The following is a 14,426-nucleotide window of genomic DNA, read 5'->3' as shown; positions in this document are numbered from 1 at the left end:
GAGGACGTTCTGGTCGCACCGTCGAGGCATTTCCCGCGCTGCGCACGAGCCGGTGGACGGACTGCCCGAAGATGGGGGCAGTCGCGGTCGATCAGAGTTCCAGGCCGGGGTACAGCGGATTGGCGTCGAGCAGTTCGGCGGCCTCATCGTGCACCTTGGCAGCCAACCCGCTGGCCATCTCGTACTTCGCCTTGCCGGGCTTGCCGGTGGAGGCCGTGACCGGGCTGGTCGACTCCAGGGTCTCGCAGATCAGGCCCGCGACCCTGTCGAAGTCGTCCGGCCCGAAACCGCGAGAGGTCAGTGCCGGGGTGCCCAGCCGGATGCCCGAGGTGTACCAGGCACCATTCGGATCGCGCGGGATCGAGTTCCGGTTCGTGACGATGCCGGCATCCAGCAGCGCCGACTCGGCCTGCCGCCCGGTGATCCCGAAGCTGGTGGTCACGTCGACCAGCACGATGTGGTTGTCGGTGCCACCGGTGACCAGCGTCGCGCCACGCCGCAGGAAGCCCTCGGCGAGCGCCTTGGCATTGGACGCGATATTGCGTGCATAGGTCTGGAACTCCTCGGTCCTGGCCTGGGCGAGAGCAACCGCCTTCGCGCTCATCATGTTCGCGAGCGGGCCGCCGAGCACCATCGGGCAGCCGCGATCGACATCGTCAGCGAACTCGTCGTCGACCAGCACCATGCCGCCACGCGGGCCGCGCAGCGACTTGTGGGTGGTGGTGGTCACCACCTGGGCATTGCCCACCGGATTCTCATCGCCGGTGAAGACCTTGCCTGCCACCAGCCCGGCGAAGTGCGCCATGTCCACCATCAGGGTTGCGCCGACCTCGTCGGCGATCTCCCGCATGGTCGCGAAGTTCACCCGGCGGGGATATGCCGAGTAGCCGGCCACCAGGATGAGCGGCTTGAACTCCTTCACCTGGGCGCGCACCACGTCGTAGTCGATGAATCCGGTCTCGGGATCAGTGCCGTAGGAGCGCTGGTGGAACATCTTGCCGGAGATGTTCGGGCGGAAGCCGTGCGTGAGGTGGCCGCCGGCGTCAAGACCCATCCCCATCAGCCGCTGGTCGCCGAGGCGGTGGCGCAGCGTCTCCCAGTCGCCCTCGGACAGGTCGTTGACGGTCTTGGCGCCGAACTCTTCGAGCCCGGGCGTCTCGATGCGGTGCGAGAGGATCGTCCAGTAGGCCACCAGATTGGCGTCGATGCCCGAGTGCGGCTGCACATAGGCATGTGCGGCGCCGAACAGCTCCTCAGCATGCCTGGCAGCGGCCGCCTCGATGGTGTCCACGTTGGCGCAGCCTGCGTAGAAGCGATGGCCGATGGTGCCCTCGGCGTACTTGTCGCTGAACCAGGTGCCCATCGCAAGCAGCGTCGGCAGGGTCGCGTAGTTCTCCGAGGCGATCAGTTTGAGCGAGGCCCGCTGGTCGATGAGCTCCTGACGGATGGCTTGGGCGACGGTCGGTTCGGCGGTGGCGATGACATCGAGCATGGCCTCGTAGGCGATGTTGGCCTTCGCAGTGACGTCGGTGGTGGGCAAGGGGACTCCTCGTGGAACAAGTTCGGACAACCCCAATTTACCGTGGCCACTCGACAACTGCCGAGCCAACCGCGTCGCCCGTCGGGTGCACCGCCGCCGGCTACGTTTTCGGGGCCTTCGAGTCCTCTGGTCACACAGACGACGCTCACAGGCTGGGCAGCCGAGGCAGAAGCGCGCCCGGGCTGTGAGCGCCGGTTCTGCGGGCTGCCCGTGGCGCCGGTCCGTCATCGTGTCGTGTTTGCCAGCTCGGCGCGGTATGCGATCACCTGCTGGGGGATCTCGAAGACCTCGCGACCGGTTGTGTGCGGGTCGTGATCGAGACGCTGATTCACCAGGGCGGTCCATCGGGCCCGGGTCGGCTCGTCGGCGAGTATCCAGGAGGAATGAGTGGCCTGCTCCGCGTGGAATTCCTCTCGGGTCATCTCACGGGAATAGGTGAACTTGCGCTGCTGGAGGGGCCCGAAGCCGTGGCTCGGATGGCCGGGACGATGGGTGCGGGAAATGATCTGCAGCCCGCCCGGCCGGCCGTCAGGGTTGGAGTACAGCGCGCGCACCCAGCCCAGCGAGCGGTCCGGGCCGTTCCAGCAGAGCCCCAGCATCCCACCGGGGCGTAGCACCCGAGCCAGTTCCGCGCCGGTGCGCTCGGCGTCCATCCAGTGCCAGGCCGACCCGACCACGACGGCGTCGATGCTGTGGTCAAGCAGCGGGATGTCCTCACCGGTGCCTGCGAGGCAGGGCACCTGCGGATGCTTGGCAGCGAGCTCGGCCATCATCGAGGCGGACGGGTCGACGGCCGTCACCGTGCGTCCGAGGCGGATCAGCGAGTCGGTGATTTTGCCTGTTCCGGCGCCCAGATCGAGCACCCCATGGGCCTGACCGATCATCCATGCGGTCACCTCGTCGGGCTGGTCCGGTCGGTATTTCTCGTAGTCGGAGCCGATCTTCTGGAAGGAGGCCGCCCTTTCCTGCCAGTGTTCAGGCTGTCCGGAGCCGTGCAGCCCATCGACCGGGTGCGACCTGCTGCCGGATGGGTCCTGATGGTAGTTCGGCTGGCCGGACGGGGTGCTGGAGCTCATGGCGGCAAGTCTGGCAAGCGCCGCTGTGATCCTGGGATCGGGACAGTGCCCCGGTGCCCAGTACGAGCGCCGGCTCAGCCAGGGGTGAGTTCACCCGCGATGTTCACGCTCATCCAGTGCGCCAGTTCGTCGCCGCCGAGGCCCTGGCAGAGAAGGAAGACAAGTTTGGCATACAGGGCTTCCAGCGTCATGTCACGAGCGCTGATGGCGCCGGTGCGGGCCAGTGCATCACTGGCCTCGTAGTGGCCCATCAGCACCTGCGCCTGATGGCACTGCGATGCGACCACCACCGGCACTCCGGAGTCGACCAGCCCGGCCAGCAGATCGGTGAAACCGGGCTCTTCGCCGGGCACATTGCCCACACCGAAGGCGCGCAGGATCACGGCCTCGGGTGCCGGTTCAGCAGCAGCCGCGATTCTCGACGTGCTGATGCCGGGAACCAGGTCGAGCACCAGCACATCCCGGCGCCGGTAAGGAGCGGGGTCGGCCCAGCCATGCCCAGGCGCTGGGGCGGGAGTCCACCGCCACGGAGCCCCCTGCGTGGCAAGGGCCGCAGCATCGGGCGAGCCGAAACCCTCGAAAGCCCACGAGGAGACCTTCGTCGTCCTCGTGGCGGCAAACAGGTGGTGTCCGAAGAACACACCGACGCCCCGGAGCCGTCCGCCCGCCGCGGCCTGCACGGCACCGGTGACATTCGCTGCCGCGTCCGATCCCATCACCCCGATCGGATACTGCGCACCTGTGAGCACCACAGGTGCGCCGAAACCGGTGAGCGCGTAGCCCAGAGCAGCGGCGGTGTACGCCATCGTGTCGGTGCCGTGCAGCACGACGAAAGCATCGGCATCCTCACGGCGGGCCCGCAGCTCGTCGATGATCTGCTGCCAGTTCTCGGGGGTGGCATTGGAGGAGTCGATGAGACGGCCGGTGCGGCTCATGGTGAGCAGCACGCCACCCGGCGGTGGAATTGCTGGTGGATCACCGCTACCGAGACGACCATTGCCGGGCTGAGCAGGTGCTGAAGGAGGAGCCGACGGCAGTGGAGTGGTGACCGCCGGGCCGCTTGATGCGCTCCCGGGTGCCAGGAGACCAGCCCCCAGCTCGGCCAGCCAGCTCTCCACATCCGCACCCGGGGCGAGCCCGTGCGGCGTGTCCACCATGCCGAGCGTGCCCCCGGTGTACACCACGTGGACGTGCATCATCGCTGGTCAGATCCGCTTGCGACGATGCCCGAGGGATGCCTTCGTCATCACCCGGAGCGGCTCTTGAGTGGTGGGACAATCCGCGCGCGGTTGTCCTGCTGCTCCGCCCACGAGTGACACTGCCGCGTGGGCAGTAGGGGACTCAGCCACGTGAGCGTGCCACCTCGTGCAGCACGATGGCTGCAGCGACCGAGGCATTCAGGCTTTCCACGGAGTTGGTGATCCCGATCCGAACCAGCGCATCGCAGTGCTCGCGCACCATCCGGCTCAGGCCCTCGCCCTCGGAGCCCACCACGAGCACCAGGGGGCCATTCACCCCGGGGATCGCCTCGTCGCCCTCCGCCGCAAGGCCTGCGATGGTGAAACCACCAGAAGACAGCTTTTCCAGTGCCCGGTTGAGGTTGATGACCTTCGCCACCGCGATACGGGCCGCCGCACCGGCGGAGGCCTTCCATGCGCTGGCAGTCAGAGAGGCGGAGCGGCGTTCGGGAATGACCACCGCATCGGCGCCGAACGCGGCCGCCGAACGGATGATTGCACCCAGATTGTGCGGGTCGGTGATCTGGTCGCAGGCCACGATCAGCCCGTGGTCGTCGTCGCGGGTGAGCGCCTTTGCCATCACATCGTCGAGCGTCGCGTACTGGTAGGGCGGCATTTGGAGAGCGATGCCCTGGTGCACCGCCCCGGAGGTGAGGGTGTCCAGTTCCTGGCGCGGCACCTGGAGCAGGGTGAGGGAGTGGTCGGCCGCGTACTTGAAGATCTCGCGCAACCTGTCGTCCCGATCGGAGCCCTCCGCGACGAAAGCACGGCGCACGGGGAGCCCCGCCTTCATCGCCTCCAGCACGGCATTGCGGCCCACCACCCAGTCGGAGTTGGCGCCCTTGCCCATGCTGGAAGGCTTGGACGCGCGCCCTGCGGAACGCCCGGACGCGGGCCTGGAACCGCCGGAGGCAGCACCCCTGGGCACATAGGCCTTGTGGTAGGGCCTGTCCTGGGCCTTGGGCGTCGGCCCGTGGCCGGACAGCCTGCGGCGGCCGTGACCGCCAGTGCCCTTCTTCGGTCCGGGCATCAGCGGCTCACGCTCCAGCGAGCACCATCGGGGGTGTCCTCGATGCGCACGCCGAGGGCGGTGAGGGTGTCGCGAATCTTGTCGGCCGTCGCGAAGTCCTTGCGCGCCCGGGCCTGCTGACGGGATTCCAGGATGAGCTCCACGAGCCCGTCGAGCACCTTGGAATCCATCCTGGCACCGGCGTCCTGCTCGGCCCATTCAGGATCGTGCGGATCCAGCCCCAGCACGTGCAACATGGCTCGCACCTGCCGCAGCGCCACCTCGGTCTGCGCGATCTGTCCGGCGTCGAAGGCCTTGTTGCCGGCCTTGATGGTGTCGAACAGCACGGCCACCGCGGTGGGCGTGCCCAGATCGTTGTCCATCGCCGTGACGAATGCCTCGGGCAAATCCTCGAAATGGAAATCCACCGGACCTGAGACCTCGCCGCGCTCCAGGAAGGCGTCGATGCGGGCCAGCTGTGCACTGGCTTCCACCAGGGAGGTGGGGGAGTATTCGATCGTGGACCTGTAGTGCGGCTGGGCGAGATACAGCCGCACCGCCCGCGGCGGATACTGCTTGGTGATGTCGGTGACGACCGTGCCATTGCCCAGGGACTTGCTCATCTTCTCCCCGGCCATCGTGACGAAGGCGTTGTGCATCCAGTAGTGCGCGAAACCGTAGCCCGCGGCGCGGCTCTGCGCCTGCTCGTTCTCATGGTGCGGAAATCGGAGATCCATCCCGCCACCATGAATGTCGAACTGCTCGCCCAAGTACTTCAGACTCATTGCCGAGCATTCCAGATGCCAGCCGGGGCGCCCGCGTCCCCATGGGCTGGGCCAGCTCGCCGTGGCCGGTTCGTCGGGCTTACTGCCCTTCCACAAGGCGAAATCGCGCGGGTCGTGCTTGCCGCGCGGATCGGCATCCTCCGCGGCGACCATCTCCTCGATGTGCTGGTTGGACAGCTGGCCATATTCCGGCCAGCTGCGCACATCGAAGTAGACATCGCCGGAGTCATCGGCCGCCGCATAGGCATGACCCCGTTCGATGAGCTTCTCGACCAGCTCGATCATCTCGGTGATGTGGCCGGTGGCGCGGGGCTCGTAGCTGGGCGCCAGGCAGCCCAGCGCCGCGTAGGCACGATGCAGTTCAAGCTCCACCTGGTAGGCCAGCTCATACCACTCCAGGCCGGCCTCCTCGGCCTTCTGCCAGATCTTCTCGTTGATGTCGGTGATGTTGGCCACAACCTTCACCTGGTAGCCGCTGGCGGTGAACCAGCGCCGCAGCACGTCGAAGACGACCTCCTTGCGGATGTGCCCCAGGTGGGGGGAGCTCTGGACGGTGAGCCCGCAGTGATATATCGACACCTTCCCCGGCACGAGCGGGACGAAGGGGACGACTGACAGGCAGGATTCGTCGTAGAGCTGGAAAGCCACGGCGTCAGTGTAGTGGCGCAGCACCCGGCAGCGCGCCCTTCGGAGACCTCAACCCATGACCGCCCCCACGAGGTGGCATGCGATTCTGACGCTTCCAGGACGCGCGGACCCTGTCGGCAATCACCTCACCAGGGGAGTGCCTCAGACATGGGTGGCATGGGCCGGTGCGTCGGTGCGCACCCCGATCAGTGGTAGCAGGGTGGCATAGGCACCCCGGATGTGCTCCTCGACAAGCCCTCCAGCCCGCGGCGCATCACCGGCCTCCACCGCCGAGAGGATCTCGTGGTGCTCACGCACCAGGCGCTCCCGGAAACCCGGCCAGTCGTCCAGCTGGAGTTCGGCGGTGCGGATCGGCTCGGCGAGGGTCTGGCGGATCGCGGTGCAGATCATCGACAGCATGTGATTGCCGCTCGCCTCGACCAGGGCCACGTGGAAAGAGGTGTCCAAGTCGTTGAAGTCGCTGGTCTCATCGTGGGAATCCATCCGCTGAACCAGTATTCGTGCCCTGGTGAGAGCCGAACAGGGTCCGCGTCGTGCCGCCGTCTCGCAGGCCGAGCGCTCCATCAGCACCCGCGTCTCGGTGAGGTCGGGAACCGAGGTGGAGTCCAGCGCGAGGTGCATGCGCAGCATCCTGGCCAGCGCATCGCCGGGTGTCACGCGGATTCTCGTCCCATTGCCAGGGCCGGTGCCCGAGACGAGCACGCCCTGCGCCTGCATCACTCGAATGGCCTCACGCACGGCCCCACGTCCCACCGACAGCTGCGCGGCGAGCTCACGTTCGGGGGGCAGCTGCATGCCCGCGACGTACTCGCCGGACTCGATCGCGCATTCGATGTGGTGAAGGGCGATGTCGAATCCGGAATAGCCCTTGGATCGCACGATGGCGCAGTCATGACATGCCGCCTCGGTGTCTGGCTGGGCTGCCTTGTGCGCGGACTCCATGGGCCAATTCTGGCCGATCGGCCAAGCAAAGGCATGCCCGCCTGCCGACTTCTTCGCGAGATTCCTGCAAGTGCCCGGTGAAATTCCTGTGAGGGTTCCGGCACGGCAGGAACGCCGCGCAGGGGCATTGACCGCCATGTCATCTCGTGTTGGAAGGCATGGCAACCGCAATCCTGCCGATCACAAGGGGACAAACACGGATGGGGTCCTTGACCTGGTGAATTGGTCAGACCTATTGTTCTGACCGGCGATGTCTCACTGGCGAGACGCCGCAAGCATTGCTTTCAACGTCGAGCAAAGGGGTCTCCGTGGTCCTACTCCAGTCGTTCATACCGAATCCGAATGCCTTGGGACAACAGTGGCTCTCCGGCCTGGTGGCACTCCTCCCGGTGGCCTGCATGCTCATCACGCTGGGCGCGCTGCGCTGGAAGGCCCACTGGGCGGGCTTCACCTCGTGGGCACTCGCGGTGGTCATTTCCATCATCGCCTTCGGGATGCCGATCCAGATGGCACTCTCCACGAGCGTCCAGGGCTTCCTCTATGGCCTGCTGCCCATCGGCTGGATTCTGCTGGCAGCAATCTGGATGTATCAGGTGACGGTCATCTCCGGGCGCTTCGATGATCTGCGGCGCACCTTCTTCCTCATCAGTGACGACCCGCGCATCCTCGGCATTCTCATCGCCTTCTGCTTCGGCGGTCTGCTGGAGGCGCTGGCAGGATTCGGCGCACCTGTCGCCATCGCCGCGTCCATGCTCATCGGTATCGGCTTCGGCAAGCTGCGAGCCGCAGTCACCGCGCTGATCGCCAACACCGTCCCGGTGGCCTTCGGCGCCGTGGGCCTGCCTGTTCTGGTCGCCGCCAAGACCGCCAATCTGGAAGTCTCCCAGGTCGCCCCGGTGACCGCCCGCATCTGCGCCATCCTGTGCCTGGTGGTCCCCTTCCTGATGCTCGGCGTGATGGACGGCAAGAAGGGCATCAAGCAGTGCTGGCCCTTCGGTCTGTTCGTCGGCTTCGTCTTCGGTGCTGTGAAGTGGGTCGTCGCCGGCACCTCGCTGTTCTCCCTCACCGAGGTCTTCGCCGCAGTGATCAGCGTGGGCTTGGGCATTCTCTTCCTGCGCTTCTGGAAGCCGACCGGTGGTCGCGAGGCAGCGGAACGGATCGGCGTCCCGATGGATGCCAAGGTCGAGACCGAACCGGTCGTGCGCGAGGAGGTGCAGGTCGGCGACCTCACCGGCCGCCGCATCCTGATGGCTCTGCTGCCCTACATGCTCGTCATCGTGGTCTTCGCGCTCGCTGCGCTGCCGGCCATCAAGTCCTTCCTGAAGGTCGGTGACATCGGGATGCGCTGGCCGCTGCTGGAAGAGCTGCACACCGCGTCCAAGACAGCGAGTGGCGAATTCGCGCTGTCAACCCACCTGATCTACACCTGGCCGCTGCTCTCCACCCCCGGATTCCTGCTGGCCATCGTGGCCATCATCGTGGGCATCTGCTACAGGGTGCCGGCCGGCAAGCTGTTCGGTGAGCTCGGCGTGACGCTGAAGAAGATGAAGTTCTCGCTCATCACCATCGGCTTCGTGGTGGCCCTGGCCTATGTCATGGGCGACTCCGGTCAGACGCTGGCGCTGGGCCTGTGGATCGCCGGTGCAGGTGCGGCCTATCCATTCCTCGCTCCGATCCTCGGCTGGATCGGCACCTACGTGACCGGTTCGGACACCTCGGCCAACATCCTGTTCTCCGGCCTGCAGGCAGGTGTCGCCGACCAGATCCACGTCACGACCTCGCTCGGCAACGAGGGCATGAAGGGTCTGCTGGTGGGCGCCGGGGCTGCCGGTGGTGTGGTCGGCAAGATGATCTCGCCCCAGTCGCTCACCGTCGCCGCGACAGCAATTGGACTAATCGGGAGCGAGTCGGTGATCCTGCGTAAGGTCTTCAAGTACTCGATCCTGCTCCTGGTGATCATGTGCATCATCGCGGGCCTGATGTCCACCCCGGTGCTGAGCTGGCTACTGCCATGAACAAGACTCTGTTGTCAGAACCACTCTCTTTGGAGGTTTGAATGACCACCACGACCAATGCGCCGGGTGAGGCCAGTCGCGCTGCGGCGCCGGGACTTCCCGGCACCGGGCTCGACGTGGCTGTGTTCATCACATGTATCAACGATGTGATGTTCCCCCAGACCGGCATTGCAGTGACGAAGCTGCTCGAACGCCTGGGTTGCCACGTCCACTTCCCGAAGGAACAGACCTGCTGCGGGCAGATCACCACGAACACCGGCTACTTCAAAGAGTCGATGGGCATGGTCAAGTCCTATGTGAAGGCGTTCAGCGACTACGACTACGTCGTTGCGCCGTCAGGCTCCTGCATCGCCGCAGTGCGTGACCAGCACCCCATGCTCGCCCAGCGTCTCGGTGACGCCGGCCTGCAGCGCGATGTTGCGCACACCAGCAAGATCTCCCTCGATCTCACCGAGTTCCTGGTGGACGTGCTGGGCGTCACCGATGTGGGTGCCTATTTCCCGCACACCATCACCTACCACCCCTCCTGTCACGGCAAGCGCCTCATCAAGCTCGGGGATCGTCCCTACGAGCTGCTGAAGAATGTCCGCGGCATGACGATGGTCGACCTGCCGAATGCCGAGCAGTGCTGCGGCTTCGGCGGCACCTTCTGCATCAAGAACTACGACATGAGCGCAACGATGGCTGCCGACAAGGCACGCCACGTCCGGGAGACCGGAGCCGAATACGTCGTGGCCGGCGACAACTCCTGCCTGCTCAACATCGGTGGTGTGCTGGCCCGCCAGAACTCCGGCGTCAAGGCGATCCACATCGCCGAGATCCTGGCCAACACGGAGGAGGACTGACCATGGGTACCGAACTGCGTCGAATCACCGAGGGCAACTACGGAGTGGCACGCCTCACCCCGGCCCCCGAGGAGGCTGGCACCTTCCTGGGCATGCCCAAGTTCTCGCACGCTGTCAAGGGCGAGCTGAAGATCGCGGTGCAGCGCAAGAACATGCGCAATGCGATGACCACGATCCGCAACAAGCGGGCCCTGCGGGTGTCCGAGTCTCCCGACTGGGAGGACCTCCGCCAGGCCGCCTACGAGATCAAGAACCGGGTGGGGCGTCACCTCGACGTCTACCTCGAGCAGGCCGAGAAGTCTCTGACCGAGCACGGTGTACAGGTGCACTGGGCTCGTGATGGGGCCGAGGCCAACAAGATCGTCGCGGAGATCGCGAAGTCCAAGGGCGTCGACGAGGTCGTGAAGATCAAGTCGATCACCACCCAGGAGACCGATCTCAACGAGGCGCTCGAGGAAGAGGGCATCGCGGCCTGGGAGACCGACCTCGCCGAACTCATCGTCCAGCTCGGCCACGACCGTCCCTCCCACATCGTGGTTCCCGCCATCCACCGCAACCGTTCCCAGGTGCGTGAGATCTTCCTCCGCGAGATGAAGAACTACGGCCGGCCCTGCCCCGAGGACGTCTCGGAGAATCCTCCGGAACTGGCCGATGCCGCCCGTCTTCACCTGCGCGAGAAGTTCCTGCGCGCCAAGGTGGCTGTCTCCGGCGCGAACTTCGTGCTGGCCGACACCGGATCACTGGTCATCGTCGAGTCCGAGGGCAACGGCCGGATGTGCCTCACGCTGCCCGACACGCTCATCTCCATGATCGGCGTCGAGAAGATCCTGCCGACCTATGACGACCTGGAGATCTTCCTCAAGCTGCTGCCCCGTTCTGCGACCGGAGAGCGGATGAACCCCTACAACTCCGTGTGGAGCGGCGTCACCCCGGGTGACGGCCCACAGGAGCAGCACGTCATCTTCATGGACAACGGGCGCACCAATGTGCTGGCCGATCCGGTCGGTCGCGAGGTGCTGCGCTGCATCCGTTGCGCCGCGTGCATCAACACCTGCCCGGTCTACGAGCGCGCCGGTGGCCATGCCTACGGTTCGGTCTACCCCGGCCCGATCGGTATCACCCTCACTCCGCAGCTGCGCGGCGTGGAAGATCCGGTGGATCGTGGCATGCCCTATGCATGCTCGCTGTGCGGGGCCTGCAATGAGGTCTGCCCGGTCAAGATCCCCTTCACCGACATCATCATCCACGTCCGCAACAAGGTCGTGACCTCGGAGAAGAAGGATCGCCCGCCCAAGGATGTCGAGGTGGTTGGCGAGCAGGGTCTGATGAAGATGGCTTCCTGGGTGCTTGGCGACTACAAGCACTTCGAGAAGATCATGTACGGCAGCCGTGGCGCCGGGCGCATCCTGCGCGGTCACGCCCTCGGCCCGATGCCCGTCCCGATCGCGGAACGCTGGTTGAAGTACCGCGACGTCCAGGCGCCGCCGACCCAGACCTTCCGGTCCTGGTGGAAGAAGAACCACAGCGAGGGTGAAAGGTAAGCACATGGACGCCAAGCAGGAGATCCTCGCCCGTATCCGCCGGGCAACAGCCGACATCGTGGAGAAGGACCCCGAGAAGGACACCCCGATCCACTGGACCTATGGCGGCGGTATCGCCATGGACGATGTGGTCGGTACCTTTCAGCAGAAGGTCGAGGACTACTCGGCCACGGTCGTGCGGGTGAGTTCCGCCGAGGTGCCGCAGGCCGTCGTCGATGGGCTCAAGGCCACCGGTGCAGAGTCCACCGTCGTCGTGCCCGTCGGGCTTGACAAGAGCTGGGTCACGGCCATCGAAGGCGCAGGGCTCACGGCGCGCGCCGACGAGCCGCAGCTCACCAAGACCGAGCTGGACAACACCGATGCCGTGGTCACCGCTGCGGCCGTCGGGGTGGCCGACACCGGCACCATTGTGCTCGACCATGAGCCGGACCAGGGCCGTCGCGCCCTGTCGCTGGTCCCTGACCGTCACGTCTGCGTGATCCGCGCCGACCAGGTCGTCTCCGATGTCCCCGAGGCGGTCCAAATCGTCAAGTCCGCAGTGCACGAGGGCAGGCCGCTCACCTGGATCAGCGGTGGTTCTGCCACCAGCGACATCGAGCTGTCCCGGGTGGACGGGGTCCACGGCCCGCGCAAGCTGTACGTGATCCTGGTTCAGGACTGACCTACACATCACTCCATTGGTCCCACGGCCGCGGCGCTCAGGTGCCGCGGCCGTGTGCCGTGCCGGTGTGTTGCCGATCCCGGTTCGGTACTGTTCGGGGAACGCCATGGCATCGGCACCCATCCATCGGTCTTGTCGGTGACGGCATCCGGACGCCGTCACCGCCCTCTCAGGCCGAGTGACTACCGTATTGGCGAGCCCGGCAGAGGAGACGACGATGGCAGAGATTCGCAAGCACGCACCGCGCAGCAGCGCGATCGGGGATCAGGTGCGTGCTGCCATCGGCGGCGTGCAGCACGCCAATCCTCCGGTCCAGAACCAGTCCGACCAGAACCGCAACGCGTCCGAGGACCCCTTCTTCGCCGAAGGCCATCCGGGTTCAGCCGGCGCTGCGCCGCTGACCTCGGGAATCGCCGCGGCCGGAGCGCTCGGCGGTTTCACACTGCATGCCAGCGATCGCCAGGGGCTGCTCAGCTTGGACGCCGATCAGATCCGGCAGGTGTCCGCCGTGGTGCGCGAACAACCCGACGGCGATGACACCGAGGACGAACTCGGCGAGTGAGGCCTCGCCCGTTCAACGTCCTGGAAACAGCTGCGGACCTCACCGCTGTGGTTGTGATGGGTGAGCGCGGGGGCGTGCCTGCGCCCTGCGACTGGAATACCCTTGGCGCCGCTGCCGCGCTGCACACTCCACGCCATCAATGACTCGGTGGCCCGCACTGGCAGAAACCGGCGGAACCTCAGCCCTTGGCGCGTAGCGCGTCGATGTCGAGGGTGGTGGCCGATTGGACGTCGACGTCCTTGGCGGTGTCCTCCCAGGGATCATGCACCGGAGCGTCGTCCTCTCCGTCGGCGAAGCCCATCGACGGGTCATAGGGGTTGGCGAGCTGGCGGGTGTCGCCCTGCTGCACCTGGACCAGCGCCGCCTTGCTCATCACCTCGTCGGGGAGATTGCGCAGCACATCCTTGATGTATCCCTGCATGGCTTCGGTGAGGGGAACTTCGCGATTCTCGCGCTGGGACATGTACCAGCGGTAGTCCAGCACCTCGTGATAGATCTGTGCGGGATCGCGCTTCTCGGACAGTTCGGCGGGCACCATGTTGACGACAGGCTCGAAGCATTCGGTGAGCCACTCATGAGCCACCACGGACTCATCGACATTCTGCTGGACGGTCCTTGCCCGGAAGGTGTCGAGATCGTTCAGCAGCCGGCGCGCCTGATTCTCCTCGGTGTCCAGGCCGGTGAGGCGCATCAGACGCCGCGAGTGATGCCCGGCGTCCACCACCTTCGGCTGGATGGTGATGCGCTGGCCATCAGGGCTGGTCTGGATGTCGAGCTCGGCCACATCGAAGCCCAGCGCATTGAGCCGGCGCACCCGGCTCTCGATCCGGTGCAGTTCCGAGCCGGAGAACTCCTCGATGCCGGTCAGCTCGTTCCACAGTTCGTGGTAACGGGCGTCGATGGTCTCCACGAGATTCAACGGATCCAAGGACTCGTCGAGCAGTCCGCCGGCCTCAAGGTCGCAGAAGTCACCGAAGACGTTCACCCGTGCAATGTCCAGGTCGTGAGCACGCTGCCCGTCGGAGAGCTGGTCGTGGAGCTCGCCTGTCTCGGCGTCCACCAGATAGGCGGCGAAGGAACCGGCATCCCTTCGGAACAGGATGTTGGAGAGGGACACATCACCCCACATGAAGCCGAGCAGGTGCAGTCGTGCCAGCAGCACCACCATGGCATCGAGCAAGCGCATCACAGTGTCGTGACGCACACCGGGGCTGAACAGCGCCCGGTAGGGCAGTGAAAAATCCAGGTGCTTGGTGATGAGTACCGAGTCGAGCGGTTCGCCGTTCTGGTCGACGCGGCCGCTGACCACCGCGACGGCCTCGACCGCCGGGGTCCGCAGACGCACCAGGTCGTGCAGCAGTCGGTACTCGTGCAGGGCGAACTCCTGGTTCACCTCCTTGGCGGCGTAGACCTCATCGCCCACCTTGATGAAACGCACGACGTGGCGCGAGATGCCTCGCGGCAGGGCGACGAGGTTCTTCGTCGGCCACTGCGCCAAGGGCTGGTCCCAGGGAAGTGGGATGAGCCTGGCATCAGGTTTTGCTGAGAGGAAGCGCGGCACGCC

Annotated in this window: 12 protein-coding genes; 5 read left to right on the top strand and 7 right to left on the bottom strand. The window is 65.9% G+C overall.

Annotated elements, in window-relative coordinates; translation table 11 throughout:
• Positions 1-91: 91 nt before the first annotated feature.
• The 6 genes from ABF648_RS02145 to ABF648_RS02120 form a co-directional block, all read right to left on the bottom strand.
• Positions 92-1,540, bottom strand: a complete 1,449-nt coding sequence (locus ABF648_RS02145; protein WP_415630648.1) for a glycine hydroxymethyltransferase — start codon at positions 1,538-1,540, stop codon at positions 92-94.
• Between the two features lie 224 nt (positions 1,541-1,764).
• Complete coding sequence (locus tag ABF648_RS02140) at positions 1,765-2,616, bottom strand: class I SAM-dependent methyltransferase (protein WP_415630647.1); 852 nt, start codon at positions 2,614-2,616, stop codon at positions 1,765-1,767.
• A gap of 74 nt (positions 2,617-2,690) precedes the next feature.
• On the bottom strand, positions 2,691-3,815 hold the full coding sequence (locus ABF648_RS02135) for an asparaginase (protein WP_415630646.1): 1,125 nt from the start codon (positions 3,813-3,815) through the stop codon (positions 2,691-2,693).
• Positions 3,816-3,957: 142 nt separating this feature from the next.
• A complete protein-coding gene (gene rlmB / locus ABF648_RS02130; RefSeq protein WP_415630645.1) occupies positions 3,958-4,884 on the bottom strand; it encodes a 23S rRNA (guanosine(2251)-2'-O)-methyltransferase RlmB in 927 nt (308 codons plus the stop codon).
• Positions 4,884-6,296: a cysteine--tRNA ligase gene (gene cysS, locus ABF648_RS02125; protein ID WP_415630644.1), complete on the bottom strand. Its 1,413-nt coding sequence runs from the start codon at positions 6,294-6,296 to the stop codon at positions 4,884-4,886. Before cysS ends, rlmB begins: the two co-directional genes overlap by 1 nt.
• 141 nt (positions 6,297-6,437) lie before the next feature.
• Positions 6,438-7,238 carry a FadR/GntR family transcriptional regulator gene (locus ABF648_RS02120; RefSeq protein ID WP_415630643.1) on the bottom strand — a complete coding sequence of 267 codons (801 nt, stop codon included), beginning with the start codon at positions 7,236-7,238 and terminating at the stop codon, positions 6,438-6,440.
• 308 nt (positions 7,239-7,546) lie between these two features.
• Between ABF648_RS02120 and ABF648_RS02115 the strand changes: the two genes are divergently transcribed.
• The 5 genes from ABF648_RS02115 (at position 7,547) to ABF648_RS02095 (ending at position 12,862) form a co-directional block, all read left to right on the top strand.
• The gene (locus ABF648_RS02115; RefSeq protein WP_415630642.1) at positions 7,547-9,253 is read left to right on the top strand and encodes an L-lactate permease; all 1,707 of its coding nucleotides are present in this window, start codon (positions 7,547-7,549) and stop codon (positions 9,251-9,253) included.
• Positions 9,254-9,294: 41 nt separating this feature from the next.
• On the top strand, positions 9,295-10,098 hold the full coding sequence (locus ABF648_RS02110; RefSeq protein WP_415630641.1) for a (Fe-S)-binding protein: 804 nt from the start codon (positions 9,295-9,297) through the stop codon (positions 10,096-10,098).
• A gap of 2 nt (positions 10,099-10,100) precedes the next feature.
• Positions 10,101-11,639, top strand: a complete 1,539-nt coding sequence (locus ABF648_RS02105; protein ID WP_415630640.1) for a LutB/LldF family L-lactate oxidation iron-sulfur protein — start codon at positions 10,101-10,103, stop codon at positions 11,637-11,639.
• A gap of 4 nt (positions 11,640-11,643) precedes the next feature.
• Positions 11,644-12,300: a LutC/YkgG family protein gene (locus ABF648_RS02100; protein ID WP_415630639.1), complete on the top strand. Its 657-nt coding sequence runs from the start codon at positions 11,644-11,646 to the stop codon at positions 12,298-12,300.
• Between the two features lie 217 nt (positions 12,301-12,517).
• Complete coding sequence (locus ABF648_RS02095; RefSeq protein ID WP_415630638.1) at positions 12,518-12,862, top strand: hypothetical protein; 345 nt, start codon at positions 12,518-12,520, stop codon at positions 12,860-12,862.
• Between the two features lie 178 nt (positions 12,863-13,040).
• Here the strand turns inward: ABF648_RS02095 and ABF648_RS02090 are convergent, their stop codons facing one another.
• Entirely contained in the window at positions 13,041-14,423 is a 1,383-nt protein-coding gene (locus ABF648_RS02090) for a DUF4032 domain-containing protein (protein WP_415630637.1), read from the bottom strand.
• Positions 14,424-14,426 lie beyond the last annotated feature (3 nt).

It is taken from the genome of Propionibacterium sp. (genome assembly GCF_047719395.1).
GTDB lineage: Bacteria > Actinomycetota > Actinomycetes > Propionibacteriales > Propionibacteriaceae > Propionibacterium.
Note: the sequence above shows the minus strand (reverse complement) of the source record. Positions and strands in the feature narration are given on the sequence as shown.

Coding starts and splice junctions, on each gene's coding strand:
- ABF648_RS02140 (WP_415630647.1), bottom strand. CDS start 2,616: ATGAGCTCCAGCACCCCGTCCGGCCAGCCGAACTACCATCAGGACCCA.
- ABF648_RS02135 (WP_415630646.1), bottom strand. CDS start 3,815: ATGATGCACGTCCACGTGGTGTACACCGGGGGCACGCTCGGCATGGTG.
- rlmB (WP_415630645.1), bottom strand. CDS start 4,884: ATGCCCGGACCGAAGAAGGGCACTGGCGGTCACGGCCGCCGCAGGCTG.
- ABF648_RS02120 (WP_415630643.1), bottom strand. CDS start 7,238: ATGGAGTCCGCGCACAAGGCAGCCCAGCCAGACACCGAGGCGGCATGT.
- ABF648_RS02110 (WP_415630641.1), top strand. CDS start 9,295: ATGACCACCACGACCAATGCGCCGGGTGAGGCCAGTCGCGCTGCGGCG.
- ABF648_RS02105 (WP_415630640.1), top strand. CDS start 10,101: ATGGGTACCGAACTGCGTCGAATCACCGAGGGCAACTACGGAGTGGCA.
- ABF648_RS02100 (WP_415630639.1), top strand. CDS start 11,644: ATGGACGCCAAGCAGGAGATCCTCGCCCGTATCCGCCGGGCAACAGCC.
- ABF648_RS02095 (WP_415630638.1), top strand. CDS start 12,518: ATGGCAGAGATTCGCAAGCACGCACCGCGCAGCAGCGCGATCGGGGAT.